General features: G+C 64.6%; 28 protein-coding genes, 1 tRNA gene and 1 pseudogene. 11 read left to right on the top strand and 19 right to left on the bottom strand.

Translation table 11 applies throughout. The features are described 5' to 3' along the window. The 7 genes and pseudogenes from EU800_RS09190 to EU800_RS09160 form a co-directional block, all read right to left on the bottom strand. On the bottom strand, positions 1-186 hold a 186-nt coding region (locus EU800_RS09190; RefSeq protein WP_129630802.1), incomplete at its 3' end, for a transposase. 215 nt (positions 187-401) lie between these two features. Beyond that, positions 402-536: pseudogene (locus tag EU800_RS29085) on the bottom strand (IS5/IS1182 family transposase); the annotation flags it as partial. 541 nt (positions 537-1,077) lie between these two features. Next, positions 1,078-1,560: a YHS domain-containing (seleno)protein gene (locus tag EU800_RS09180; RefSeq protein ID WP_129630800.1), complete on the bottom strand. Its 483-nt coding sequence runs from the start codon at positions 1,558-1,560 to the stop codon at positions 1,078-1,080. Positions 1,561-1,823: 263 nt separating this feature from the next. Beyond that, positions 1,824-2,099: a hypothetical protein gene (locus EU800_RS09175; RefSeq protein ID WP_129630798.1), complete on the bottom strand. Its 276-nt coding sequence runs from the start codon at positions 2,097-2,099 to the stop codon at positions 1,824-1,826. An 88-nt stretch (positions 2,100-2,187) separates the two neighbouring features. Then, complete coding sequence (locus tag EU800_RS09170; protein WP_129630796.1) at positions 2,188-2,799, bottom strand: pyridoxamine 5'-phosphate oxidase family protein; 612 nt, start codon at positions 2,797-2,799, stop codon at positions 2,188-2,190. Between the two features lies 1 nt (position 2,800). Next, a complete protein-coding gene (locus tag EU800_RS09165) occupies positions 2,801-3,292 on the bottom strand; it encodes a nuclear transport factor 2 family protein (protein WP_129630836.1) in 492 nt (163 codons plus the stop codon). Between the two features lie 34 nt (positions 3,293-3,326). Continuing rightward, the gene (locus EU800_RS09160) at positions 3,327-3,875 is read right to left on the bottom strand and encodes a carboxymuconolactone decarboxylase family protein (RefSeq protein WP_129630794.1); all 549 of its coding nucleotides are present in this window, start codon (positions 3,873-3,875) and stop codon (positions 3,327-3,329) included. 100 nt (positions 3,876-3,975) lie between these two features. On the opposite strand from EU800_RS09160, the gene EU800_RS09155 reads away from it, so the two are divergent. Beyond that, positions 3,976-4,866 (top strand): LysR family transcriptional regulator, encoded by an 891-nt coding sequence (locus EU800_RS09155; RefSeq protein WP_129630792.1) that lies wholly within the window; start codon positions 3,976-3,978, stop codon positions 4,864-4,866. A gap of 413 nt (positions 4,867-5,279) precedes the next feature. On the opposite strand, the gene EU800_RS09150 is transcribed toward EU800_RS09155, so the two are convergent. The 3 genes from EU800_RS09150 to EU800_RS09140 all read right to left on the bottom strand — a co-directional run bounded on the left by EU800_RS09150 (position 5,280) and on the right by EU800_RS09140 (position 8,240). Beyond that, complete coding sequence (locus EU800_RS09150) at positions 5,280-6,308, bottom strand: IS110 family transposase (protein ID WP_129630790.1); 1,029 nt, start codon at positions 6,306-6,308, stop codon at positions 5,280-5,282. A 234-nt stretch (positions 6,309-6,542) separates the two neighbouring features. Continuing rightward, entirely contained in the window at positions 6,543-7,751 is a 1,209-nt protein-coding gene (locus EU800_RS09145; RefSeq protein WP_129630788.1) for an NnrS family protein, read from the bottom strand. Positions 7,752-7,826: 75 nt separating this feature from the next. Beyond that, positions 7,827-8,240 carry a pseudoazurin gene (locus tag EU800_RS09140; RefSeq protein WP_242500450.1) on the bottom strand — a complete coding sequence of 138 codons (414 nt, stop codon included), beginning with the start codon at positions 8,238-8,240 and terminating at the stop codon, positions 7,827-7,829. 115 nt (positions 8,241-8,355) lie between these two features. Here EU800_RS09140 and EU800_RS09135 point away from each other — a divergent pair, with 115 nt between their 5' ends. Beyond that, positions 8,356-9,051 (top strand): Crp/Fnr family transcriptional regulator, encoded by a 696-nt coding sequence (locus EU800_RS09135; RefSeq protein ID WP_129630784.1) that lies wholly within the window; start codon positions 8,356-8,358, stop codon positions 9,049-9,051. A gap of 93 nt (positions 9,052-9,144) precedes the next feature. On the opposite strand, the gene EU800_RS09130 is transcribed toward EU800_RS09135, so the two are convergent. The 8 genes from EU800_RS09130 to EU800_RS09095 form a co-directional block, all read right to left on the bottom strand. Beyond that, the gene (locus EU800_RS09130) at positions 9,145-9,357 is read right to left on the bottom strand and encodes a hypothetical protein (protein ID WP_129630782.1); all 213 of its coding nucleotides are present in this window, start codon (positions 9,355-9,357) and stop codon (positions 9,145-9,147) included. 52 nt (positions 9,358-9,409) lie between these two features. Further along, on the bottom strand, positions 9,410-10,321 hold the full coding sequence (locus EU800_RS09125; RefSeq protein WP_129630780.1) for an FAD:protein FMN transferase: 912 nt from the start codon (positions 10,319-10,321) through the stop codon (positions 9,410-9,412). After that, entirely contained in the window at positions 10,321-10,851 is a 531-nt protein-coding gene (locus EU800_RS09120; protein ID WP_129630778.1) for a nitrous oxide reductase accessory protein NosL, read from the bottom strand. The genes EU800_RS09125 and EU800_RS09120 overlap by 1 nt, the downstream gene beginning before the upstream one ends. Then, positions 10,848-11,675 (bottom strand): ABC transporter permease, encoded by an 828-nt coding sequence (locus tag EU800_RS09115; protein WP_129630776.1) that lies wholly within the window; start codon positions 11,673-11,675, stop codon positions 10,848-10,850. The genes EU800_RS09120 and EU800_RS09115 overlap by 4 nt, the downstream gene beginning before the upstream one ends. Beyond that, positions 11,672-12,583 (bottom strand): ABC transporter ATP-binding protein, encoded by a 912-nt coding sequence (locus tag EU800_RS09110; RefSeq protein ID WP_129630774.1) that lies wholly within the window; start codon positions 12,581-12,583, stop codon positions 11,672-11,674. The genes EU800_RS09115 and EU800_RS09110 overlap by 4 nt, the downstream gene beginning before the upstream one ends. Further along, on the bottom strand, positions 12,580-13,836 hold the full coding sequence (locus tag EU800_RS09105) for a nitrous oxide reductase family maturation protein NosD (protein ID WP_129630772.1): 1,257 nt from the start codon (positions 13,834-13,836) through the stop codon (positions 12,580-12,582). The genes EU800_RS09110 and EU800_RS09105 overlap by 4 nt, the downstream gene beginning before the upstream one ends. Before the next feature lie 14 nt (positions 13,837-13,850). Further along, the gene (nosZ, locus tag EU800_RS09100) at positions 13,851-15,683 is read right to left on the bottom strand and encodes a TAT-dependent nitrous-oxide reductase (protein ID WP_371685604.1); all 1,833 of its coding nucleotides are present in this window, start codon (positions 15,681-15,683) and stop codon (positions 13,851-13,853) included. Positions 15,684-15,745: 62 nt separating this feature from the next. After that, on the bottom strand, positions 15,746-17,944 hold the full coding sequence (locus tag EU800_RS09095; RefSeq protein ID WP_129630768.1) for a NosR/NirI family protein: 2,199 nt from the start codon (positions 17,942-17,944) through the stop codon (positions 15,746-15,748). Between the two features lie 498 nt (positions 17,945-18,442). Between EU800_RS09095 and EU800_RS09090 the strand changes: the two genes are divergently transcribed. Beyond that, complete coding sequence (locus EU800_RS09090; RefSeq protein ID WP_129630766.1) at positions 18,443-18,961, top strand: helix-turn-helix domain-containing protein; 519 nt, start codon at positions 18,443-18,445, stop codon at positions 18,959-18,961. Between the two features lie 108 nt (positions 18,962-19,069). Here EU800_RS09090 and EU800_RS09085 read toward each other — a convergent pair. Next, positions 19,070-19,159 (bottom strand) — tRNA-Ser (locus EU800_RS09085). 176 nt (positions 19,160-19,335) lie between these two features. Between EU800_RS09085 and EU800_RS09080 the strand changes: the two genes are divergently transcribed. The 8 genes from EU800_RS09080 (at position 19,336) to EU800_RS09045 (ending at position 25,669) form a co-directional block, all read left to right on the top strand. Further along, on the top strand, positions 19,336-20,178 hold the full coding sequence (locus EU800_RS09080) for a DUF2059 domain-containing protein (RefSeq protein ID WP_129630764.1): 843 nt from the start codon (positions 19,336-19,338) through the stop codon (positions 20,176-20,178). A 233-nt stretch (positions 20,179-20,411) separates the two neighbouring features. Next, positions 20,412-20,780 carry a 50S ribosomal protein L21 gene (gene rplU / locus EU800_RS09075; RefSeq protein ID WP_129630762.1) on the top strand — a complete coding sequence of 123 codons (369 nt, stop codon included), beginning with the start codon at positions 20,412-20,414 and terminating at the stop codon, positions 20,778-20,780. A 15-nt stretch (positions 20,781-20,795) separates the two neighbouring features. Then, positions 20,796-21,065: a 50S ribosomal protein L27 gene (rpmA, locus tag EU800_RS09070; RefSeq protein WP_129630760.1), complete on the top strand. Its 270-nt coding sequence runs from the start codon at positions 20,796-20,798 to the stop codon at positions 21,063-21,065. Between the two features lie 94 nt (positions 21,066-21,159). Next, complete coding sequence (locus EU800_RS09065) at positions 21,160-21,516, top strand: hypothetical protein (RefSeq protein WP_129630758.1); 357 nt, start codon at positions 21,160-21,162, stop codon at positions 21,514-21,516. A gap of 29 nt (positions 21,517-21,545) precedes the next feature. Further along, positions 21,546-22,088 (top strand): GNAT family N-acetyltransferase, encoded by a 543-nt coding sequence (locus tag EU800_RS09060; RefSeq protein ID WP_129630756.1) that lies wholly within the window; start codon positions 21,546-21,548, stop codon positions 22,086-22,088. 122 nt (positions 22,089-22,210) lie between these two features. Further along, on the top strand, positions 22,211-23,251 hold the full coding sequence (obgE, locus tag EU800_RS09055) for a GTPase ObgE (RefSeq protein WP_129630754.1): 1,041 nt from the start codon (positions 22,211-22,213) through the stop codon (positions 23,249-23,251). Then, entirely contained in the window at positions 23,239-24,363 is a 1,125-nt protein-coding gene (gene proB, locus EU800_RS09050; protein ID WP_129630752.1) for a glutamate 5-kinase, read from the top strand. The genes obgE and proB overlap by 13 nt, the downstream gene beginning before the upstream one ends. A gap of 52 nt (positions 24,364-24,415) precedes the next feature. Next, positions 24,416-25,669, top strand: coding sequence for a glutamate-5-semialdehyde dehydrogenase (locus EU800_RS09045; RefSeq protein ID WP_129630750.1), 1,254 nt, complete (start codon positions 24,416-24,418; stop codon positions 25,667-25,669). The last annotated feature ends 1 nt before the right edge of the window (position 25,670 follow it).

The following is a 25,670-nucleotide window of genomic DNA, read 5'->3' as shown; positions in this document are numbered from 1 at the left end:
CTCGTCCTCGAGCGCCTTCAGCTTCCGGGCATCCGAAACCTCGAGCCCACCGAACTTCGCCTTCCATTTGTAAAACGTCGCCGAGCTGATCCCGTGCTCGCGGCACACATCCGCCGTCGCCACGCCGCTCTCCTGGCTCTTCAGGATCGCGATGATCTGTTCTTCGCTGAACCGTGATCTCTTCATTCCGTTCGTCTCCTCGTTTGGGACGGACTCTACTTCAAACCGGAGGAAGAGACGGGTCTCAGGTCAGCCAACATGACCTACGAGTTGCATTTATTTCTGGCAAAACTCTCCTTTACCGGAAAGGGGTTTCGCTCTCGAATGCGTGTTGCTGCCGATAAGCGGCGGAGACAATGCTATACCAGCGAATTGTGACGCCGTTTTCCTTGAGTCGGGACTCATAACCAATAGATGACGCTCGCTGCGCCAGCGATCGCGGAGAGGAAGGCCTTGGTGCAGCGGTGGCGGTGGGTTGCGACGCGCCGCCAACCGTGGCGACTGTCGAACATGATCACGATTCGGTAGCGGCTCTTTTATCGGCGCGTGTCGCGCCACCGCTTCGAACGGTAGTAGAGCGTCCTGTGCGGGACGATTTCCGCAGGCGGATCACGCCAACGTAAGCCAATACGATTGATGAAGGTTCGTGGCGAAACGATACGCTGGATCGCTTTCTGATCCTCCTCACTCCCACTCAGGACATGTCGGTCATCAACATGAACCTTTCTGTGGGACATCGGAAGATTTGGCTCCAGACACGTCAACTGCGCGCCCCTCGGCCCGATATGATCACAGATGCCGTCACTCATTTGGCAGTCGTGACTCACATCCTCAATGCCAGATCAATGGGTCCTGATCGTAAAGGGGTCGTACTGCTGCAACGCCGTGTGGGATCTCCAAGGATGAGCGGCGTCGGTGCTGGCTTTCGTGCTCCTTTCATCTGGCGGCGTACGCGCAGGCCCCTGCCGGCGACGCTACAAAGTTGTTTCGAGGCGATGCACTCATAACCCCCGGTCCAATTGCCCACTCGAGGCGCATTCGGGCGACGGCGCCCAGGAGAGCCGCCGCCCGCGCAGGTTACAGGCTGTCAGCGGCCTTGTGATGAATTGAGGGCCAGGTTTCTTCGGCCTTGCGCAGTGTTTCCTCGGGGTTCTCCTTGTATTTGGCGAATACCGCCGCGTTCACGAAGAGATACAGCTTGCCGTCGACGATGTCGGCATAGCGCGGGTCGCCGTCGAGCTTCTTGCCGATGGCAACCGCAAAGGCGCAGAAGCCGCCATATTGCGGAATGTAGGCGTCCGGGTCGGCGGTGAACTTCTCCGCCGTGATCTCGGAAGCGAAGTAATAGGCCACGCCGTCATGCTCCACGACATGCGCGGCGTCGCCTTCTGCGACAGCGTTCAGCGTCGACAGGGCGACCGCGTCCACGCCGCGCAGGGCGAGAGGAGCGCCTTCGAGCGAGAAGCCGGTGGAGACGTTGTACTCGTCCTCGGCGAGGCTCGGCGCGGCGAGGCCGGCGGTTGCGATGGCGGCGAGGAGTAGGGTGGTCTTGAGGGTCATGTTTTCAGTCCTTGGATGTTGCCAATGGCTGGCGGTTGCCCGGAGCGGAATGCCGACGGGCTCTGGTCTCCCGGGACGACCTGCAGGATCAGGTCATCCGGGAAATCGATGAAATGAGGCAGAGAGCCCGACCCCGGCGGGGACAGTGCCCCGGGGGGGATTGTCCGGGGGCGGGCAGGGCGGCCGACGCCTCCCTGGGGACGACGGGCAAGCAGGGTCGGCCGCTGGACGGTTCGGCGCGGGAGCGACGCCGACCGTCCGGGTTACCTATCTTGAGCTGGCTTGATGGCGCGCGAGGCGGTCTCGGTCGCGTCCACGGTGCCGGCTGTCATCCGAACCTTGGTGCGCGCGACGGTGTCGCCTGAGAACACAACAGCGCCGAATCGGGGTGTCGGCGGAACGCGATGGGCCGGTGTCGTCCTCGCCGAGGCCGCACCGCTGCCCAGCCCGACGATCGCGGAACTGGCAACGATGGCCATCCCGGCGCCCAGCAGGGCGGTTGCGAGGCTGACCGCAAGTTGGTTTCTCGAATTGTTCATCTCTATGTCCTCACTCAGGTCTGACGACGTGTTTCAAGCGACGGGTGAGCCGGACGCTGCCGGCGTTCCATCCGATCGGGCCATTGGGTCATGTGTCGGGTGACCGGTTGGCAAGCTCGGCTTCCAGGGCAGCGATGCGGGCGTCGCGCTTGGCCAGCATGGTCGCGACCCGCGCCAGGTCGATGCGCCGCGGGATATGCTGGGGGCAGTTCACGTCCCAGGCGACAAGATCGAAGAGGATCGCCCGCTCGGCCCGGCCGGCAAAGCCCGCGGGGCGAAGACGATCCAGCAGGGCCGGGTCGTCCTCGACCACCTGGGCGGTGCCCCAGAGCTTCACACGCCGGGCCTGCTCGTAGTCGATCAGGAACAGGAAGGCGTGCGGGTTTTCCGAAAGATTTCCCAAGGTGATGAATTGCCTGTTGCCGGCCAAATCGGCAAAGCCGAGCCGCCGCTCACCCAACACCTTCAGGAAGCCCGGTTGACCGCCCCGATGCTGGATATAGGGCTGGCCCGCGGCTCTCGCGGTGCCGAGGAAGACGCTGGTCAGCGTGCCGATGAATTGCGCGAGATCAGGCGAGATCCGGTCCGACCAGGGGTGCTTCGCCTCCACCTTCGCGTAGAGCGCGCGCGATCCCTTCGCCGCCTGCACGGCCTTGACCGCGGGCGAAAAGGCGATGTCGCTGGGGGTCCGGATGGTCATCTCAGAGCCCCAGGTCGCTCAGCGAGGGGTGGTCATCCGGCCGGCGGCCCTGTGGCCAGTGAAACAGCCGCTCGGACTCGTCGATGGCGAGATCGTTGATGCTCGCATGGCGCTCGGCCATCAGCCCGCCCGCGTCGAACTCCCAGTTCTCGTTCCCATAGGAGCGGATCCACTGGCCGGCCGGCCCGCGCCATTCATAGGCAAAGCGGACGGCAATCCGGTTGCCCTCGAAGGCCCAGAGTTCCTTGATCAGGCGATATTCCTGCTCCTTGCTCCATTTCTCGGCCAGGAAGGCAACGATCTCGTCGCGGCCGGTCAGGAAGGTGCTGCGGTTGCGCCAGCGGCTGTCCGGCGTGTAGGCGCGCGAGACGGCCGCCGGGTCGCGGCTGTTCCAGGCGTCCTCGGCCAGACGCACCTTCTGCGCGGCGGTCTCGGCGGTGAAGGGGGAAGCGGGGGGCGGGGCAACGTGTCGGCTCCTCTTTGCAAAAGAAATCGGCGGCAGGCGTGAGCCTGCCGCCGTCCGGAGGTCAGGCGGCAACACCGTCTGCGACGGGGAAGTCGATATCGGTCTTGGCAACCTCGTTGAGGTAGTTGGTCCAGATGTTCAGCGCGACATGCTGCACGATCTCGATGATCTGGGCATCGTCATACCCGGCGTTGCGAACCGCGAAGAGGTCGCCATTGCTGACGTGGCCGCGGGTCTCGGCCACCTGGACCGCAAACCGAACGGCCGCGTCGGCCCTTTCATCGGTCGAACCGCCGCGCCGGTTCGCTGCGATTTCCTCGGGCGAGAGCTTGGCGAGGTTGCGTCCCAGATAGGTGTGGGCCGAGAGGCAATAGCCGCAGCCGTTGAATTCGGCGATGGCGAGCGCGATGCGTTCGCGGGTTGCCGCGGGAAGGCGGCCTTTGCCGAGCGCACCGAAGAGGCCGAGATAGCCTTCGAGCGCCGCGGGGCTGTTGGCGGCGAGGCGGAACAGGTTCGGCGCGCTGCCGAGTTGTTTGGTGACTTGCTCGAGCAGGGGACGGGACGCTTCGGGGGCGTCCTCGATCGAGGCGGGTATTGCGATGCGGGACATCAGGGGTCTCCTTGAGTTGCTGTGACGAGACCAAGATAGATGTTTCAAATTTTGGAAGTAGACGGCATTATCAAGAAGTATCCTCTCGAAAAGTGGAAATATGACCGACCGCCTCGACTCCATGTCCATCCTTGTCGCCGCTGTGGATGCCGGCAGCCTCTCATCCGCGGCGCGCCAGCTCGGACTGCCACTGGCGACCGTCAGCCGGCGGGTGGCCGAGTTGGAGACACGGCTTGGGACTACAATTCTCCGTCGGTCGGCGCGCGGCCTGACGCCGACCGACATGGGTGTGGCCTATGTCGCAGCCTGCCGCCGCATTCTGGAGGACGTGGCCGAGGCCGAACGGGCGGCCGCGGGGGAATACAGCGCCCCGGTGGGGCTGTTGACGCTGACCGCCCCGATCGTCTTCGGACGGTTGCACGTCCTGCCCGTCGTTGCGGCCTTCCTGAGGGCCTACCCGGAAGTCGACGTCCGGCTGGAGTTGACGGACCGTCCGGTCAGCCTCCAGGAGGAAAGGATCGACGCGGCGATCCGCATCGGCCAGCTTCCCGACAGCAGCCTCCGCGCGCGCCGGATCGGGCAAGTGCGCAGGGTGATTTGTGCAAGCCCGGCCTACCTCGCCACACGCGACCGACCCGAGAGCCCCGAAGATCTGGCCGGGCACGATTGCATCACCTTCGAGAACCTGATGCCCTCCGATCGCTGGTCTTTTGGTGACCGACAGGATCGGCGTCAGATCCGCATCCGGTCGCGCATGATCGTCAACACGGCCGAAGCCGCCATCGATGCCGCGGTGGCCGGGCTGGGTGTCACGCGGGTTCTGTCCTACCAGACCGCGGCGGCGGTCGCGGAAGGGCGCCTCGAGATTCTTCTCCGCAGCAGCGAGCCGGAGCCGTGGCCGGTGAGCATCCTCTATCGCGGCGGACTCGTCGCCCGAAAGGTCCGCGCCTTCGTCGACTTTGCCGCGCCGCGCCTGGAGGTCGCGTTGTAGGGAACGCCGGCCGGCCGCGGCCCGCGTTGCATCCGAACGACACTGTCAGTGCTGCCTCACCCCTCGTATCCCTGAGCGCTTAAAGCGATGCCGTTACGGCATTTTGGGGCAAGTGGCGGAGGGGACGGGACTGGGGTCGAACGTTCTTTTGTGGATGCCGCTCGGTTTGCAGGGAATTTCTGATCGTCGGGACATGTGATCGAGTGCGTTCTTTTGTCAGGCCTGTTCAGTGCGGCTGACATGGCGCCGCTGGCCGGGATGGTGATGCGCGGACCGGGGCCAAATCTCCAACAGCGAGCTCGAGGCTCGGAGAACGTTACTGGTTTGCCCGACCCGGATCGTTTCAATCATGTGTCCATTCGGATCATGCCTTCCTCACAACTCGGTGGCCCCGGCGTCTGCCCCACGCCGGATCAGGCGCCGATCAATACCGGGCCACGATAGCTCTCGCCACGGGTCAGCATCGCCCAGATCCCGCGCGCCATTTTGTTCGCCAGCGCCACCGCCACGACCGGGATCGGCTTACGCTCGAGCATCCGCGCCAGCCACGACCCCTTTGGCGCCCCTCGCCGCGAGGCCCAGCGGATCACGGCGGTCGCCCCGATCACGAGCAGCCTTCGGATATCCCGTTGCCCCATCTTCGAGGTCTTCCCCAGCCTCTGCCTGCCGCCGGTGGAATGTTGCTTCGGAACGAGGCCGAGCCAGGCCGCGAAATCCCTCCCGCGGCGGAACTGCTCCATCGGCGGCGCGAAGGTCTCGACCGCGAGCGCGGTGATCGGCCCGACACCCGGCATCGTCTGCAACTGGCGCGGCAACTCCGCTTCGTTCGACCGCGCCGCGATCCAGGCCTTCAGGGCGTCGATCCGGTCAGTGAGATGAGCGATCTGCTCAATGAGCATGCGGCAGATGTCCCGGGCTAACTCGGGTATATCCGTGTCAGGATCATCGACGACTTTCGCGAGGCGCGGGACGTAGCCGATCCCCTCGGGCGCGACATGGCCGAACTCGTAGAGATGAGACCGCAGCGCGTTTACTGCCTCGGTGCGCTGCTTCACGAACTGCTCCCGTGTCCGGAACACGACGGCACGTGCCTGCTGGTCGGCGGTCTTGGGCTCGACGAACCGCATGGTCGGTCGCAGCGCCGCCTCCACGATGGCCTCTGCGTCGGCTGCGTCGTTCTTCTGCCGCTTGAGGAACGGCTTGACGTAATGCGGCGCGATCAGGCGGACGTCATGCCCGTGCCGCGCCATTTCACGTGCCCAGTGATGCGCGCTGGCGCAGGCCTCCATAGCCACGCGGCATGGCGGCTGCTCCGCCATGAACCGGGCGAACTGCGGCCGCGACAGCTTCTTGCGGAACAGCACGGTCCCGTCCGCCGCAGCGCCGTGCACCTGGAACACGTTCTTTGCGAGATCGACGCCGATGATGGTAACCTCTCCCATGGATGCCCTCTCTTTCAGCTTGTGTGTTGACACCGCAAGCTTGGCACATCGCGATGCCGTCAGGGGAGAGCGGCATCCATCCCATCTCCCCTGCCAAGGTGCCGAAATCATTAACACCACGCTCCTGCGAGGCGGAGCGCTTCCGCAACGACCGTATCTCAGATGACAACATCGGGCCGAACCAAAGCTACCAGAACGGGACGGATTTGTGGCTGATTTCGCTCCCGCACTCGCTCAGCAGTTCCTCGACGTTCCGGGGCGACAGGGGGAGCGCCTTGCTTCCTTTTCCTTTAGGAGCCAGGGCCCCAGACGTGAGACGAGCAGGGCAAAGGCCACCGTCCAACAGATCGCGGCTAGCACGATCCCGTCGACGCCCGGCCAGAACTCCATTGGTCCCGCAATGCGGGTCACGGTCGCAGCGAGGACCAGCGCGAAGGCCGTCGTCAGCACGGGCCCGGAAACCAGTTCGCGACCTGTGTGCCCCAGGGTTGCTCGCATCATCACCGCCACGGTCATGCCTCCGATTGCGCCAATTCCAAACAGATGCGCCGGAACGCTGTTGCCAACCAAGCCCACCGAGGCGGTGGCCACTCCGGCAAATCCCACCGGTATCAGCAGGTAGGCGACATGCAGCATCAACAGCAAAGGTGATCGCCAGGTAGCGGGCCCACGCCAGCGGAGAAGCCGCGCCACGTGCAGTGCGGCGGCCAGCATGGCGACGGCGCCCGTCGCCGCCGTTTCCGGTGCGAGACTCCAGGACAGCAGCGCGGCGGCCCCACCCGCGATACAGAGTGTGTCGAAACGATTGGGGGGTATTGGAAGCCGCGCGCTCTCTGCCTTGGCCAGCCAGTTCCGGGTGAAGCTGGGAATGATGCGGCCACCGATAAGCATGATCAGGAAAACCAGTATGGCGATCCCGAGCCGTCGGGCGACGTCCGTGGTCCCCCCAGCCATCACTTGAACGTGGAACGCGACGTTCGTCGCCCAAAGCAGCATCACCGGGACGATGACCCTGAGATTGCGCCAGTTCTTACCAGCGACGATCTCTCGCGCCACCATTGAGGCGACGGCAAGCAGGAAGGCCTGGTCGACGAGGAACACGCCGAAATCCGGCATCCCAAGCGCTCCCCAAAGTGCGAGCCGCCCGGCCAGCCACAAGGCGAGCAACAATGCAAGCGGCCAGCCGCGTGTCGGCATGTTCCCGGTCCAGTTCGGCACCGCCGTGAAGAGGAAGCCGGCCAGCACCGCGGCGCCATAACCGAAGATCATCTCGTGGACATGCCAGTCGATGACGTCAAACGTCCCGTCGAAGGCGACGGTGCCGCGCCACACAAAAAACCAGACCGGCACCACGCCGAGCCCGAAGAGCATCGCGGCGAGAAAGAACGGCCGGAAGCCACCTGAAAACAGGGCCGGCCCACTATAGTCAATGCGTTGCGTCATCTTTGCCTCCGACAGGGAAACGCGTTGTCACGGTCGCTGCCCCCCACAAGCTTGTGTCAGCCCAGTTGTGCCGGTTCATTCGACCTGCGCGAACAGATCCGCCATACGGCCCTTTGCCTTGCCGCGTTGTTTCATGGCCTTCGCCTCATCCAGGTTCACCGGTGTCCCGACCTCGATCAGCGCGACCATGCCCATGCCGTAGTGCGGCGTGCACTTTACGCCATAGACACCTTCCTGGCCGACCGTCAGGTCGAAGTCTTCGCTTGGCTTGGATTTGAAGGGTTCAATTCCATCGGGAATCATTCCCTCGATGCTCTCAACGTTGTGTCCCTTGTCGACCGACACGAAATGGACCACGTCGCCCGGTTCGGCCTTGATGAAGGCCGGCTCGAACACCATCGTTCCGGCCTCGCCCTTGTTGAGCATGTGCACCTCGTGGGTTGCCGCTTGGGCGCCCCCCGCGGCAAACATCAGCGCGGCGGCAATCATAAGTGGTGTCCTCATTGAAGGTTCCTTTCGTTTGCGTCCTGTCTTTCGGTTCGCCCCGGTTTTGCGTTAGAAGCATCGGGCGAACGTTGCTCTTGCTCAAACTTCCGGACAGGTCTTGCCGAAACTCGACGAAAGCCTCCTGACGGGCCTGCCGCCCTTCTCGCGTCTCGACCGCCAGCAGATTCGCGAGATTCTCAATCAGGCGACGTCGCGGCGCTACGAGGAGGGCGCGGAAATCTTCCGAGAAGGGCACGATGCCGAGCGTTTCTTCCTGCTGCTCGACGGCTATCTCAGGGTGATCCGCACGACACCCGGCGGTGACCAGATCATCGTCTTGCACATCTCGCCCGGCCAACTCTTCGGCATCGCGCCGGCTCTTCAGCGCACGACCTATCCGGCGACGGCGGTAGCGGCGGCGGAGTCCATCGCTCTCTCCTGGCCGGTGCGCCTGTGGCATCCGTTCATAACGACATACGAAGGCTTTGCGACCGAAAGCTACAAGACGCTGGGTCGACGACTGGGCGAGATACAGACGACTCTGACAGAGATGGCGACGCAGGCAGTCGAGCAGCGGGTGGCGGCAGTGCTCCTGCGCATGGTCAACCAGAGTGGGCAGAAGACCGGGGAGGGCATCGCGATCGGCTTTCCCGTCACCCGAAACAACATCTCGGAAATGACAGGCACAACGCTGCACACGGTCAGCCGGCTGCTGTCGGCCTGGGAGAAGGACGGCATCGTTCGCTCGACTCGCAAGCGGATCGTGGTGACCGACCCGCACCGTCTGGTCATGATCGGAGAGCCGAGGGGCTGACTCATCCCCGCCCGCAGCGAAGTGCCGAACCAATCGAAGCTTTCGCGACCGCCCAGAAACTTCGTGGAAAGGGGAATGAGGGGAGCCAGCGCGTTAGGCAGACCGAACCGCCTGAGCCAAGACGGCGCGGAACTCGACCTCATCCAGCCCATATACCTCGCAGACATCAGCGATGGTGTGAAACGGCGCGATGGGGCAGCCGGGGCAGAGCATGTGCCGCTCCCAGAACTCCGGAGCCAGGCCGGGCCATTCAGCGAACAGCGTGGCCAGCGGCAGATCCGGGTCGTCGAGATCGGAGTGTCGCATGGGATCTCCGTTGAGGCCCGTGCCCTGACAGGCGGCTTTCGTCTCCTTTGCCTCAGCCCGGAAACTCAAGGCCGACATCGAGCCGATTCAGGAGCGCAAGCTGACGGTCGTTCATCACGATCGCCGCGGTTGATGCTGCGTCGGCAACGGCGGCGCTCTCGTGGAACGCTGTTACCGGCGTTCCACGCAACTGGCCGGCTGTTCCCGATGGATCGAAGATATGACCGACTTGCCGGGTCGGGTCGACCATGGTTCCGAAGAGCGCCGACGTGGCAACTGCGCTGTTTTCCAATCGGCACACGCGCCCGCCCGGCAGCCGAACCGGCCAGCCGCGGGCTTCATCATTGCTGCCTGTTGCGCGGATCTCGCCCGCGTTCACCATCACGTCCCGCAGCCCTGCCATGCGCAGAAGATCCGCGAGCCGGTCGGTAGCGAATCCCTGGGCGATCCCGTTCAAGGTCATCGCCATGCCGGGGCGATCGAAACGCACCGACGTGGTGTCGAACGAGACATGGCCGAGTCCGACACGTCGGCGGGCCTCGCGCAGCGCATCGGGGTCTACGGCTCGGCCGGTCGCGGCGGCCTCGGCATGGAGCGCGAAGATCGGCTGCACCGTGGGATCGAAGGCGCCTTCGGTCGCCTGATGGACCGACCGCGCCAGCGACAGCAGGTGCAGCATGTCGGGGTCCGCATCGGGCAAGGCGCCATCGCGGTTCAAATGCATGAGTGCACTGTCGGTCCGGTAGAGCGAGAAGAGCCGGTCGATGCGGGCAAGCTCGGCCTCCACCGCGTGAAAGACCGGCGCAGCATCCTCCCGGTCGAGCCCCGCGAGTCGCAGTTCGGCGCCCGTGCCGAGAGCCTGGCCGCGCCAGACGGCTGTGGGTGTCGCGGCGGTGACTTGCGTAGCCGCGCAGGTCGCCGCCGAGAGCAGCAGGAAACGGCGTCTGGAAAGGGGTGGTGACATCAGTTCATTCCCCCGTCCATGGAATCCGCGCTCATCACGTCCATCTGCGGGTGTGCGTAGGCTGTCGGAACCTCGGAGAAACCGACAATCCGCCCACCGTGGTCGTGGACGAATGCCTCGGCCACCGAAGGATCGGAAAACGGTATCGCCTCCGGCAGTCCCATGCCGCCCGGCTGGTCACTCTCGATCACCAACCGCACCGCGTCCGCTGCGGCCCAGTTGTCGGCGCCCGGGACCGCCCAGTTCTCCGCGAGGCCCATGTCGGAGACATAGATCGCGGCAATCTCGCCATCCCGCTCGGGGTCGTGGACATAGGCCACCGCATCGGTCACCTGGCTGAACCAAAGCGGCGCATCATAACCCTTCAGGTGGATCTGCGCCTTGGGACCGGGGTGGTCGGCCACGAACATTTGGCAGTAATGACCGAGCGCCTCATCAGTCATCCGGGTTGGCGTGGGCACGGCAGCGGTGTCCTCCCTGCACCCGGCGAGCGCCAGTGCGAGGATCAGGGATATGGCGATGCGGTTCATGGGACGATCCTTTTCGTGCGGGCTATGCCGAGGCTGACCGTCGTCACGAGCCAGAGCGCGAGCGCGCCGATGGCGGCGCCGGGCGGGAATGGCAGGGTGCGAGCGAGCCCGTCGATGCCGGCCACCGGGACGGAGTCGAGGGATGCGAGGTTGTAGAGACGGAAGGCGTCGGCCGGGTTGGCGATCACCAGCCAGGGGAAGACGTGGGACGCGAAGGTGCCCTCGCCCGACGCCATGATGGCGCCGAGGAGTGCGAGGTCGTAGAGGACGACGAGCACGAGCCAGGTGCCGATGGCGAGGGCGGCGGCACGGGCGGTGCGACTGGAGAGCGCCGAGAGCGCGAGGCCGACTGCAACGAACACAGCCCCGAGCAAAACCGAGGAGGCGATGAGGCGCAGCCAGGCGGCAATGCCTTCCGGGCCAGCGCCATAGAGCGGCAGGACGGCAAAACCGGTAATCGCGTAGGCCAGCATGATGGAGACGCCGACTGCAGCGCCTTGGGCCAGGAACTTGGCGACAAACACCTCCCATCGGCGAACCGGTGTGGCAAGGGTGAGCGCCAGCGCACCGCGCTCGATCTCACCGGCAAAGGAATCGTAGGACATCAGTAGTGCGATGAGCGGGATCAGGTAGACCGAGAGCGTCGCGAGGCTTGCAGAGGTGAGGGTGAGAATGTCGGCGTCCAGAGCAACGCCCTGACCGGCGCCGAAGAAGGCCAGCGCGAGAGCGAAGAGGGCGAGGACGATCGTGGCCAGCAGCACCCAGAGGTTTCGGCGGGCCAGGCTGAACTCTTGGATGAAGATCGTAGCGATGCGGGCGGTCATGTGCGCTCCTCCATATCGCTGGAACGCGAGTGGTGGCGGTAGATGTCGTCGAGGCCTGGGGCGGTCACGTCGATGTCCTCAAGCACGTCGCGGTGGGCACCAAGGCGTGCCAACAGGGCGAGCTTGGCCTCGGGCGTGCAGTCGATCTCCAGCCGGCAACCGTTGATGCGGCGGCCGCCGAGCTCGGACTGAAGCCGGTCAGCCTCGCCCTGCAACGCCGTCACCCGGATCGTGGTCGGCAGGGCCGCCTGCCGGGCGAGGTCTTCCATCGTGCCCACGGCCCGGAGCGCGCCCCTGGAAAGGATTGCCACACGATCGGTGCGGCTCTGGATCTCCTCCAACCCGTGCGAGGAAAGCAGCACCGCGGCGCCGCGAGCGGCGGCCTCGGCAATCACCTCATAGAAGTCGTGACGGGAGACCGGATCGAGTCCGCTGGTCGGTTCGTCGAGCAACAGGAGCCGTGGCGCGCCAATCAGCGCCTGCGCGAGACCGAGCCGCTGCCGCATACCCTTGGAATACGTTCCGACGGGCCTGTCGGCAGCCTCGGTGAGCCCGACTCGGTCGAGAAGGTCGAATATGCCCGTCCTTGTCGCGCTCCTGAGTCCGGAGAAATAGGCCAACACCTCGCGCCCGGTGAGGCTCCGCGGGAAAGCGACGACCTCGGGCAAGTAGGTGATGGCGATCCGCGCGGCATCAGTGCCAGGGGGGTGCCCGGCGATCGAGACCGAGCCCGTCTCCGGGGTGAGAAACCCCAGCACCGCCTTGAAGAGCGTCGATTTTCCTGCGCCGTTGTGGCCGATGAGCGCCAGCCGCTCGCCGGCTGCCACCGTCAGCGAAATGTCGTCAAGAGCGTAAAGCTTGCCGAACGAAACGGAGAGGTTGCGGATATCGAGAATGGGGTCGGTCATGACCGTTCTTCCTCTGCCGGTACGCCGGCGCCTTCGGGCGACACAAGCGGGTGGTTGTCGATCACGCCGCCGGGCAGCAGCCCCGGAAAGCGCGACTGCGACCAGCGTATGAGTTGCATGGCCGGAGCGCCCATCAGGAGCTTTGCCATGGGTTGTGACCAGACGAGCCGGTCAATGCTGTCGTTCGGTCGGTACGGGCTGTCGGCCGTTCCGTCGCCGTTCACGTCGAAGGCGACGTGGTCCGACCAGTAGTTGCCGCGCTCCCCGTCAGACCATTCGAGCCACCGGGTGCCGACGTATTTCACCTGCGTCCGGTTGCCGACGAAGGCGTTGCCAGTCAGCACATTGCCCTGACTGCCGGCGGTGAAATGCACGCCGATGCCGCAGCCCTCGAAGCGGTTGGCTTCGAAGAGGTTGTTGTTCGAGTTGTAGATGAAGAGACACTTCTCGCCGCCGTTCCGCACCTCGTTGCGCCTCATCTCCGCCTTGTTGGCAAAGTTCATGAAGAATCCGTGGTTGGCGTCGCCGTCGGAGAGATTGCGCTCGACCTTGAGACGGGTCGAATACATGAAGGCAAAACCCATGTCGTTGCCGCGGCTCACATTGTCGGTCACTTCGATCCGGTTGGCGTACATCGAGTGGAAGGCGAAGCGGAGGTCGGTGAAGGTGTTGCGGCGGTAGACGGCCTCGTCGGAGGTGGTGATGAAGACCCCGTCACGACCCTTCGAAATATGGTTGTCTTCCACGACCAGCCCGGGGGCGTTCCAGACGTAGATGCCGGGTCCGCGCTCGGCCACGCGCAGGTCGTTGCGACCCTGGATGCTGTTGCCGCGGAGGGTGACATGCTTCGCCCCGTGGACGTCGATGCCGATCAGATTGCCGTCGAGGGTGACCCCCTCCACGCTTGATCCGTTGGCGCCCTTCATCAGGCGGATGCCGCTATCGAGCTTGTCGAGCCGCGCGCCGGCGCCGGCGATGGTAACGCCGGCGATGGTCACGTCCGGCGCGGTGACGGTAAGAACAGACCCCTCGCCCGGACCAACGATCCGGGCAAGGGGGCCCGTGAGTGTGAGGGACTTGTCGATAACTGCCGGCCCGGCGTACCGGCCTTCGTGGAGGATCAGTTCATCGCCGGGACGGGCGGCAGAGATGGCCCGTGCAAGCGCCTCCGGCCCAGGCCGCACATGGATGGTCTCCGCCTGAAGTGTCAGCGGACCCACCAGCAGGAACAGGGCGAGAGCCGGAAGTCGCATCGTCGGCCCCTCCCTCAGGCGACTGGCTTGACCAGCATCCGGCCGCGCATCTCCATGTGGAGCGCGTGGCAGAACCACTGGCAGTAATACCAATGCACGCCCGGGCGGTCGGCGGTGAAGGTGACCGAAGCCGTAGCCTGTGGGCCGATCTCCATCGCAACGCCGTGGTTGCCCAGAGTGAAGCCATGGGTAAGGTCGTCGACCTCATCCATGTTCGAGATGTAGATCGTCACCTCGTCGCCCTGGTTGACCTCGAAACTCTCGAGACTGAAGGCCGGCGCGACCGAATACATGTAGACCCGCACCTTGTTGCCGTCGCGGATAACGTCCTCGCCCCAGTCGAGATCCACACCGTCGGACTCGGCCTGTTTGCGGGCCTCTTCCCAAATCGGATCGCCGCGATCGTAGACCGAAACCGGGTTCACGATGTCGGCGCGCACGAGGATGCAGTCGTGCGGTTCGGCAAAGGTCGGCCCGTCGTGGACCAGCGCCATCCCATCGCCCGAAATGTCGATGAGCTGATCGTTCTCCGGCTTCAGCGGGCCAACGTTCAGGAACCGATCCTTGGAGAACTTGTTAAGCGATATGAGCCACTTGCCATCGGCCTCCAGGGTCTCGCCCATGGTGGTGTGGTTGTGGCCCGGTTGGTAGTGGACGTCGATCTTCTCGATGATCGGATCGGCATTCTCGCCGGCATAGGCGCGCACCGCGTCCTCGATGTTCCACTTGACCATCTGGCTGTCGAGGAAGAGCGTGGTAAAGGCGTTGCCCCGCCCATCGAAGGCGGTGTGAAGCGGACCGAGACCCAGTTCCGGCTCCGCCACGACAGCAGATCGCGGTTCGGCGCCGCCGAACACGTCCGGCAGCTTGGTCACGTCCACCACGGTGACGGTGGGTGAGAGTTTGCCGTTGATGCACAGATGCCGCTTGTCGGGCGCCATGTTGCAGCCGTGCGGCGAGTTGGAGACCGGGATATAGGAGGTGTATTTGGAGCCATGCCGGCCATCCAGCACCTTGACGCCCTTGTACTCCTTGTAGTCTCCGGCCTTGATGCCTGCCTCGATCGCCTCGATGCTGAAGACGACGACCCAGTCCTGCTCTTTGGCCGTCATGTCGGCGAGTGTCACGCCCTCCTCGGAGTTGTAGCAGGTCGAGAAGGCCCACTTGCCCTCGTAGTCGGCGTCGCAGTTGTCGAGGTTGCCGTCGACGATCACCTGCCAGGCGATTTCCATCGTGTCACCGTCGATGGCGGTGAAGATCGAGTGATACTGGGTCGGATCGTCCAGCACCGAGCCGTCGTTGGGCAGCGGGATCCGGTGCTCGCCGTTGGCGAAGACGTAACCGGTGCGCGGGTATTTCTGCGGGCGCAGGCCATGGATGTCCGACGTGTTGGGAATCTCGATGATCTTGTCGGTCTTCATGATGTCGCAGCGGATCCGCGCGACACGGGTATTGGCCTTGTCGTTGGCAAACAAGTAGCGCCCGTCATAGGTTCCTTCGGTAAAGGACATGTGCGGGTGGTGCAGGTCGCCATTGTCGTAGGTCACGCGGCCGCGTTTTGCGAGAAACTCCTTGGTTTCTGGCAGCAGCCCTTCGGTGAGAACCTTCAAGCTTTCGTTGGTGGAGCCCCAACCGGTTGCAGAACAGCGGTTGAAAACCGGAATGCGCATGAACTCCCGCATCGACGGCACGCCCATGATCCGGATCTCGCCCGTCTGCCCCGAAGACCAGAAGCCGTAATAGTCGTCGAGCTGACCCGGGGCGACTTCGATTGCCGTGGCTGCGGCTGCCTTGCGCGGCGCCCCCACCAGTCCGAGCCCACCGCTCGTGCCTGCCACGGCTGCCATGGCTGCGGCACCTGCAGTGCCTTTGAAAAGGCCTCTGCGAGTCATGTCGTTGGTATTGTCTGTCATTGGATTTCCCTCCGTTGTTTCTCTCGTGCGATCTGGTTGGGGTGGCCCAGATTTGGGCGTTCGGAATGAGTGGCGAGCGAGGCAACTGACGCCGCGGCTTGGGCCCGCCGCCTGTCGGTCTTGATGACGACGGGACAGCGGGCATGGTCCTGATAGAGCACCTGGCAATTCAGGCAGGAGATGCACTCGTTGGGATTGATCTCGCCAGTCGGATGGATGGCACCGACCGGACAGTCGGTGGCGCAGAGCTGACACGGGTTGCCGCATTCCTTGTACCGCTTTAGCCACTGGAACATGTGGAGCCGCGCAGGTATCGCGAGGCCACCGCCGAGCGGGCAGACGTACCGGCAGTAGAAACGCTCGATGAAGAGACCGGGCAGCAGGCAGGCAAGCGCCAACAGCACGTAGGGCAAGGGGCGCGCGAACTTCAGGATGATCGCAGTCTTGAAGGGCTCGATCTCCGCCAGGCGCTCGGCGAGCTCGAACGAGTACAGCGATACGCCGAACAGGCCGAGAAAGAGCATGTACTTTACCGCCCAGAGCCGCTCGTGCAGGCCCCAGGGCAGTGTCACCTGCGGCACCTTGAAATACCGCGCGATCTTGTTCGTCAGTTCCTGCAGTGCGCCGAACGGGCAGAGCCAGCCGCAGTACGCGCCTCGGGCCCAGAAGAGCAGGGCAGCGGCGACCGCAAACCAGAGGATGAAGATCAACGGGTCCATCAGGAAGGTTTCCCACCGGAAGTCGCTGAACAGCGCATTGGCCACCGCCAGAACGTTCACCACCGAAAGTTGCGCGTTGGCGATCCAACCGACGAAGATCAGCGTGAAGACGAGGTAGCCGGTGCGCAGGATGTCGAAGATGCGAGCATTCCTCGTCGCGAACGACTGGAAGAAGAAGATGCCGGTGAGCAGACCGAGGGCGGCGGCGAGGACGACGACTTCGGTGCGCTTGGTCTGCCAGATTCGTTGCCAGAGGGCGTCGCGGGCCTGAGAATCCGTCGCGGCGGCAGTGGGCTCCGCCACGGGCGGTGGCGCGATGTTGCGGGTGTAGGTGTCAGGCAGTTCGTAACCGAGGTCATAGGTCAGGAAGATCTTCTCGATCGGCCCGACGGCACGGCTGACAAGAAACTGAAGGCGGAAGGGCTCGGCCGGATCGAAGCCGGCCGCGGCCGGAACGATGAAAAGGTCCATTTCCGGAAAGGTCGGCGCATCCGCGGCGGCGATTCGGACGATGCGGGTGTGGTTGCGGTCGCGGAAACGGAAGGAAGTTTCGCCCTGGATCAGGTGGAAACGGTCAAAGATGCCGCCGCGCACGTAGCCCGAACCCTTGAAGGACCAGCGGCCGCCGCCGAAGACGGCAATGGCCTCGTCGCCCGGTTCGAGGCGCTTCTCCAGATTGGCATAGGCGGCATCGCCGAGGAGCGAGCGGCCGATTGCGGGCTGGCTGACCAGGGCGGTCCAGACGTCAACGACAGGGTCCGAGTCCGGACCAGGCTCGGCGTGCTTCTCGCTGCGCGTGTCGCCGAGGGCGGCGAAGTCGGCGTTGATGGTGGCGACGTCGAGCGAGAGGTGCCGGAGCGCGCCGTTTCCGGCAAGCGTCTTCCAGTCGGTCACAGAACCCGCCTCCCAGTCGACTTCGCGTCGTGGCCCGACCGCCTCAACATCGGCAAAACCAGCCAGACTCAGGCTCCGCGCCACCTTGACCCCGGCACGCAGGATGGAATCGTCGATCACCATGATGGTAACCGTCGCTCCTGAAACGATTTCCAGATCCCCTGCCTCGCGCGGCCCGGACACATCGTGCAGATCGAAGCCGGTGTAGTGCTGGATCACCTTGAGGATTTCGCTCTCGGGTATACCGACCAGCACGATGGGCTCGGAGTGTTTGACGAGTTTGGCTCCGGTCAGAACCGCGTCGGGCGAGATGCCCGCCACGATGTGGATTGGCTTGCCGGAATAGCCTGTGGTTGGCACGAAGTCGGATGTCAGGAACGCCCAGCCCACGACGTCATCAGCCGCCAGCACCGGCACCAACCCGTTCTCGGTCACCTCCCCAAAAGCTGTCGCGCCAGAGACAATCTCGGAGGGTGAGACGGCGTCGAGGAATTTGCCGATCAGAGGCTCGGCATGGGCCGGAGCCACGAGCCACAACAGGAGCAACAGGTACTCGATGGTGTTCAAACAGGCTCGGATCATCGTTCCTTCCGCCGGACATGCCCGATATGGGCGCTTGGCAAAAGGGAATAGCCGTCCTCGCCCAGCGGAAGTTTGCGCTTGCGCAATGAACGCGGCGATTGCTGCGCCAATCTTCCGTTCATCGCGAAAGTGCTGGCAGTCCAACTCGAACGCGTCTTCGGAAATTGGATCAAATTCGTGATGTCGTTGAAGCGGATTGTACGCTCTGGCGACTGGTTCTTGAGAGGAACCGATCGAAAGCAGCGAAACTGCGGAGCCTATCCGGCATGACCTTTGCCTGATTGGCTGGCGGTGGGAAACGGCGGATCTCATGGCCCGCGAACTGTTGCTCGAGGCGTTTCACCGCGTGCGGGTGGAGTGACCGACATGGGATGAAGGGCAAAGGGAATGGGCGATCGAAGCGGGAACCCTGATCGACCCGAGCCGGCGCCGCGATGCCCGCTATTGTTCGCGAGCCTGCCATGGCCCTCACTGCTACGCCGGCACGCGGACCTGCCAGTGGTGCGGCTCGACCTTTCGGGCGGTGAACAAGGAACAGCGGTGTTGCTCGATCTCCTGCGGGCAGAAGTTGAAGAACGCGAAGGGCGCTGCGCCGGACAGGTGAGAATTCTCGATTTCGCAGAACATGTTGCATGTCGCGCCTTATGGGCGCAGGAAGCACCTATGCCTGAGGAAAACATTCATTGCGTAATTGGCCTTCGTCTAGTGAAGGTGCGCCAAGGATTCTCCGACCTAGACCAAAAGGCTTGGGCAGAGAAACAGGGGTTTCAGCGCTCGCAATACGGATCATGGGAACGCGGGTTTCGCCGCATCCCGATCGAAGCGGCGGAGCGTCTCTGTGACAGCTACGGTCTGACACTGGATTACATTTATCGGGGCAGGCTCGACGGGTTGTCCGAGGATGCGCGAAACGCAATCATTCGGCGCAATTTACCTGACGAACAACGCGGGCGCCAACCACGCCCTGAGCACCACTATCAACGAAGAGCTGGAAAGGGCCAGACGACTCGCAGATGATTTCGACCGAGTCGCCTTGGGTGCATTTCCGGCGTGTTGGCTTTGATGGTTGGCGGGAATTCTCACTTCCCGAATTTCTTTTCAAAACCACAATTTTATGAGAGTGTCTGGCGGAGAGACAGGGATTCGAACCCTGGGAGGACTTGCGCCCTCAACGGTTTTCGAGACCGCCCCGTTCGACCACTCCGGCACCTCTCCGCGCTCCCGTGGTCGGGGTGGGCGCGGTGTAGTGATCTTGGCCGGAGCGTGCAAGGGGTTTCTCAGGCCCGCGGCGGAAATCTTCGGACATTCTTGAGGCTTTCCTTGCTATCGTCCGGGCGGATCGGGATTCGCCGGTCGCGGGATCTGTCGCGGCCGGCCGGTTGGAGTAATCGATGCTGAAAAGATCGCTATCGGCTTTCTGCGCGCTGATGCTGTTTGCCGCGGCGGCTTCTGCTGAGCCCGTTTCGGACCCGATGCGGGCGCGCATCGAGCCGCTGGCCCGGGCGCTCGCCTTGGACGAACTGATGGAGGTCATCCGGCTCGAGGGGCTGGCGCACGGGGCGACCCTCGGCGAGGAGATGTTTCCCGGCCGTGGCCGAAGCCGTTGGCCCGAAATCGTCGCCGGACTCTACCGGACCGAGCGCATGTCGCGGATCGTACTCGATGAAATGGCCGCCGGCATGGAGCCGTGGCAGATCGATCCGATGCTCGACTTCTTCGAAAGCGACCTCGGGCGCCGCATCGTGTCGCTGGAGGTCGCGGCACGCCGGGCGATGCTGGACCCCTCGGTCGAAGCGGCTGGCCGGGCCCATCTCGCGGAGCTCGAAGCCGAGGACGGGCGGCGGCTTGCTCTGCTGGAAGAGTTCGTCGAGGTGAACGACCTTCTCGACTCCAATGTTACGGCAGCCCTCAACGCGACCTATGCCTTCTATATCGGGCTGAACGGTGCCGGTAGTCCTGATCGGTTTCGCGGCGAGGAGGACATGCTCCGGGATATCTGGCGTCAGGAACCGTCGATTCGGCGCGAGACCGGCGAATGGCTCATGTCCTATCTTGCGCTCGCCTACCAGCCGCTTACCGAGTCCGAACTCTCGGCCTATGTCGATTTCTCCCGCAGCGACGCGGGGCAGCAGTTGAACTCCCGGCTTCTCGCCGCTTTCGATGCGCTGTTCCAGACGATCTCGACCGAACTGGGCCGCGCGGCAGCGCAATTCATCGGCGGCGAGGAGCTTTGAGCCGGGAAATCGTCGTTTCCTGCGGGCAGGGCCGGGAAAACCGGGGCCAACGGGACCGCAACCGCTTGACGTGGAGCGCCTTCTCGCGCATATGCAGCACTCTGCCGTCGGATCCGCCGCGGTAGGAAAGAAGCAATACGCCCGCACGAAGGGCGCGCAGTCCGAGGTGCCGAAGGATCGGCCGAACGCCCGAGAGGGGACCGAAGCGACGCGACGGAGAAAAGGAAAGACCCATGTTTGCGGTCCTCAAGACCGGCGGCAAGCAATATCGCGTCGTGAAGGGCGATGTTCTGCGCGTCGAGAAACTGGCGGCCTCCGCCGGTGAAACCGTTCAATTCAACGACGTTCTGATGGTTGGCGCCACGGTCGGCGCACCACTGGTCGAAGGCGCGGCCGTGCAGGCCGAAGTCATTGACCAGATCAAGGACGCCAAGAAGATCACCTTCGTCAAGCGCCGCCGCAAGCACGGCTCGCAGCGCACCCGTGGCCACCGCCAGCAGCTCACGCTGCTCCGGGTGACCGAGATCCTCGAATCCGGCGCGGCCGAAAGCGGCGTGAAACCCGCCGTCGGCGCAGCCGCGGCTCAGGCCGCGGCCGAGTAACAGGAGACAAGCGATATGGCACACAAGAAAGCAGGCGGTTCCTCCCGCAACGGTCGCGACTCCATTGGTCGTCGCCTCGGTGTGAAGAAATACGGCGGCGAGGCGGTGATCCCCGGCAACATCATCGTCCGTCAGCGCGGCAACAAGTGGTGGCCGGGCGAGGGCGTGGGCCAGGGCAAGGATCACACGATCTTCGCCACGGTCGAAGGTGCCGTGACCTTCCACAAGGGCCTCAAGGGCCGCACGTTCATCTCGGTACTTCCGACGCAGGAGGCCGCCGAGTAAGCCGATACCCGGGCATTGAAGCATTTTCACGGGGGGATCGGCGAGCGAGCCGGTCCCCCCGGCGATTCCGGGAGACGCGCCAAGAGGGCAGACCATGTATGATTGCATCCGCCTCCGCAGACAGACCTGGCAGGCCGCGACGGGACGCTGCGGCCTGCGCGTGTTTGCCTTGGCGCTGTTCTGGGCATCGCTCGCGCATCTGAGCTGGTTGGCCTTCCGCCTGTCGCAGGAACGGCTGCAACCCGATGCCATTGCCATGGGCGTTCCGGGCTTCCTGTTTCGCCTTGTGATCCGGCCCGCGGAATGGGCGATGCAGAGTTTCCACGGTGTCGCTCCGGCGCCGCTGGTCTTGCAGGTCGCCATATTGATGGCCATTTGTTTTGTCATCGTCGCCCGACCGAGGGCGCGCCTGCTCGGGGAGGAGCGGGTCGAGATCGTGGATCTGCGGTAGACGGTCTTTCCCGGGAGGAGGGATACGACATGGAATTGAGATCGATCACCGGACAGCCGGTCATCCGTTCCGAACGCGTCACGCTCCGGCCGCTGCAGCGCTCCGATCAGGGCCTGCTCGAGCTTTATGCGGGCGACGAACGCGTGGCGCGCGGCACCCGGTCGATCCCGCATCCGCTGCCGCCCGGCGCCTCGGAGGCCTTCGTCTCGCGCCACATCGCAGGGACCGGGGCAGAAGATGTCTGGGCGCTCGATGGCAGTTCCGGCGGCCTCGGGGAACTCGTGGGCGTGATTTCGTTGAAGCGGATGGAAGATGCGCCGCATCAGTCCGAAATCGGCTACTGGGTGGCGCCGGCGCTCTGGCATACCGGTCTGGCCTCGGAAGCGGTTGGCGCGCTGCTGGCGGCCAACCCGCAGGATTGCGCGACGATTTTCGCCGAAGTCTTCCAGGACAATCCCTATTCCGCGCGAATCCTGACCAATGCCGGATTCCAGTATCTCGGCGACGCGGAGACCTTTTCGGTCGCCCGCGGTGCCACGGTGCCGACCTGGACCTATCTGAAAAAACTCTGACAACGCACTGAAAGCGGGAATATATTCCTGCGCGACCCGGTTCGGTGTCGGCGGGCCGGAGAGCTTGAGCCCCGGCCCGTTTCGCGCTATCGCCTGAACCGCTCCAGCTTCGAGGCCCGCCGATGAAATTTCTCGATCTCGCGAAGGTCTATATCCGGTCCGGCGCCGGCGGCGGTGGAGCGGTCTCGTTCCGGCGGGAGAAATTCATCGAGTTCGGCGGGCCCGATGGCGGTGACGGCGGACGCGGTGGTGACGTGGTGGTGGAAGCCGTCGAAGGGCTCAACACGCTGATCGATTTCCGCTACCAGCAGCATTTCTTCGCCAAGAACGGCCAGCCCGGCATGGGGCGGCAGCGTACCGGGGCGGATGGCAAGGACATTGTGCTGAAGGTGCCGGCCGGTACCGAGATCCTCGACGAGGAGGAAGACGAGGTTCTGGCCGATCTTGCCAAGGTGGGCGACCGCGTGGTGCTGGCCAAGGGCGGCAATGGCGGTTTCGGGAACCTGCATTTCAAGACCTCGACCAACCAGGCGCCGCGCCGCGCCAACCCGGGCCAACCGGGCATTGAACGAACGATCTGGCTGAGGCTCAAGCTCATCGCCGACGCCGGGCTGCTCGGACTGCCCAATGCCGGCAAGTCGACCTTCCTCGCCGCGACATCGAATGCGCGGCCGAAGATCGCCGAGTATCCCTTCACCACGCTGCATCCCAATCTGGGTGTTGTCGGTATCGACAATGCCGAATTCGTCATGGCCGACATCCCCGGCCTGATCGAGGGAGCGCATGAGGGGCGGGGCATCGGCGACCGCTTCCTCGGCCATGTCGAGCGCTGCGCGGTGCTCTTGCATCTGGTCGACGGCACGGCGGAGGACGTCGCGGCCGATTACCAGACGATCATTGGCGAGCTTGAAGCATACGGCGGGGCGTTGGCAGGGAAGCCGCGTGTGACGGCCCTCAACAAGATCGACGCGCTCGACGACGAAGAGCGCGCGGAACGGATCGCGGCGCTGGAAGAGGCTTCGGGCGGACGGGTCTATGCGATGTCGGGCGTGAGCCGCGAAGGTCTCACGCAGGTGCTTCGGGCGCTGCGCTCGGAGATCGAGGCGCGGCGTCGTGCCGAGGCCGCGCCGGCGGAAGAGGAGGAAGGGCCATGGCAGCCGTGAGCGCGGCCCATCCCCAGATCGCGGCGGCGCGGCGGGTGGTGGTCAAGATCGGCTCGGCCCTGCTGGTGGACCGCCAGACCGGCCTGCTCAAGACCGACTGGCTGGAGATGCTGGCGCTGGACGTCGCCGATATCCAGTCGCGGGGGGCGGACGTGATCCTGGTCTCCTCGGGCTCGATCGCGCTTGGACGCGCCTCGCTCAGCCTGCCGGCAGGCGATCTGCCGCTCGAACAGTCGCAGGCCGCTGCCGCGGTGGGCCAGATCGAGCTTGCCCGTGCCTATCGTCACGCGCTCGAGCCGCATGGCATCCGGGCGGCGCAGGTTCTGGTGACGCTCGAGGATTCCGAGGACCGCCGGCGCTATCTCAACACGCGGGCGACACTCGAGACGTTGGTCGGCCTCGGCGTCGTGCCGATCGTCAACGAGAACGATACCATCGCCACCGACGAGATCCGGTTCGGCGACAACGACCGGCTCGCCGCGCAGATTGCGGTGACCGTCGGCGCCGACCAGCTCGTGCTCCTCTCGGATGTCGATGGCTTCTACACCGCCAGCCCGGCACAGGACCCCAATGCGCAGCGCTTCGACGTGATCGAGAGCATCACGCCGGAGATCGAGGCGATGGCAGGCGATGCCGGCTCGGGGCTTTCCAAGGGCGGCATGAAGACCAAGCTCATGGCTGCCAAGACCGCGACCAAGGCGGGCTGCGCGATGGTGATAACCGAAGGCTCGGTGATGCGTCCGTTGCAGGCGCTCGATCTCGGCGCGCCGGCAACTTGGTTCGTCGCCGAGGGCGATCCGCATGTTGCCCGCAAGCGCTGGATCGCCTCGATGAAGCCGCATGGCAGCGTCGCGGTCGATGCCGGCGCGGCGCGGGCGCTGGCATCGGGCAAGTCGCTGCTTCCGGCCGGCGTGACATTGGTCGACGGCAGTTTCGGGCGCGGCGAGCCGGTGGAGATCCTCGGCCCGCGGGGGCGGCTTGGGCAGGGGCTCTGCCGCTACACCAGCTCCGAGGCGCGGATCATCGCCGGCCACCGCTCGGGCGAGATCGCGGAGCTTCTGGGATATCCCGGCCGCGCCGCCCTGATTCACCGGGACGACATGGCGTTGTGAGACGCACGTTCCTGTTGCTATAGACGTCCGGACCCGACTCCCGGGGGAGACCATGGAAAACATGACCGACATTCCCGCCCTGATGGCCGAAATCGGCCAGAATGCCCGCGCCGCCGCCGCGGAACTGGCCTTCGCCACCGCCGAACGGAAGCATGCCGCGCTGATTGCGGCGGCCGATTCCGTCTGGTCACGGCGCGCCGGGATCATCGAGGCGAACGCGAAGGACATGGCGTTCGGCCGCGACAAGGGGCTGACGAATGCGATGATGGACCGGCTGAAGCTCGACGAGGACCGCATCCGCGGCATCGTCGACGGTCTCCGGGCGGTGGCAGAGCAGAAGGACCCGGTGGGCGAGACCATCGCCGAGTGGGACATGCCCTCGGGTCTGCATATCCGCCGCGTGCGCACGCCGCTCGGCGTCGTCGGCGTGATCTACGAGAGCCGCCCCAACGTCACGGCGGATGCCGGCGCGCTCTGCCTCAAGGCCGGGAACGCGGTGATCCTGCGCGGCGGCTCCGAGAGCTTCCATTCCTCCGGTGCGATCCATGCCTGCCTCGTCGAGGGGCTGCGCGCGGCGAACCTGCCCGAGATGGCAATCCAGCGCGTGCCGACGCGGGACCGCGAGGCGGTGCGCGAGATGTTGACGATGACGGAGACGATCGACGTGATCGTGCCGCGCGGCGGCAAGGGGCTCGTCGGGCTGGTGCAGCGCGAGGCGCGGGTGCCGGTCTTCGCCCATCTCGAGGGAATCTGCCATGTCTATGTCGACAAGGCCGCCGATCCTGACAAGGCGCGAGCGGTGGTGCTCAACGCCAAGACCCGGCGGACCGGGATATGCGGCGCGGCGGAATGCCTGCTCGTGCATGCCGATGTCGCCGAGACGCTCGGCCAGCAGATCGTGGACGACCTGATGGCGGCAGGTGTCGAGGTTCGGGCGCGCGGGCTGAACGGCAGCGTCGAGGCCACCGACGACGATTTCGGCACCGAGTTCCTCGACATGAAGATAGCCGCCAAGGTGGTTGACGACATCGACGCCGCGATCGCGCATATCCGCGAATTCGGCTCCAGCCATACCGAGGCGATCCTAACCGAGGACGACGCTGCGGCGGAGCGCTTCTTCCAGCGGATCGACTCGGCGATCCTGATGCGCAATGCCTCGACGCAATTTGCCGATGGCGGCGAGTTCGGCATGGGCGCCGAGATCGGCATCGCCACGGGCAAGATGCATGCCCGCGGGCCGGTGGGTGCGGAACAGCTCACGAGCTTCAAGTATCTCGTCGAGGGCGACGGAACGTTGCGGCCCTAGA

Source organism: Tropicimonas sp. IMCC6043 (genome assembly GCF_004146235.1).
GTDB lineage: Bacteria > Pseudomonadota > Alphaproteobacteria > Rhodobacterales > Rhodobacteraceae > Tropicimonas.
This window is presented reverse-complemented; position numbering and strand designations above follow the sequence as displayed.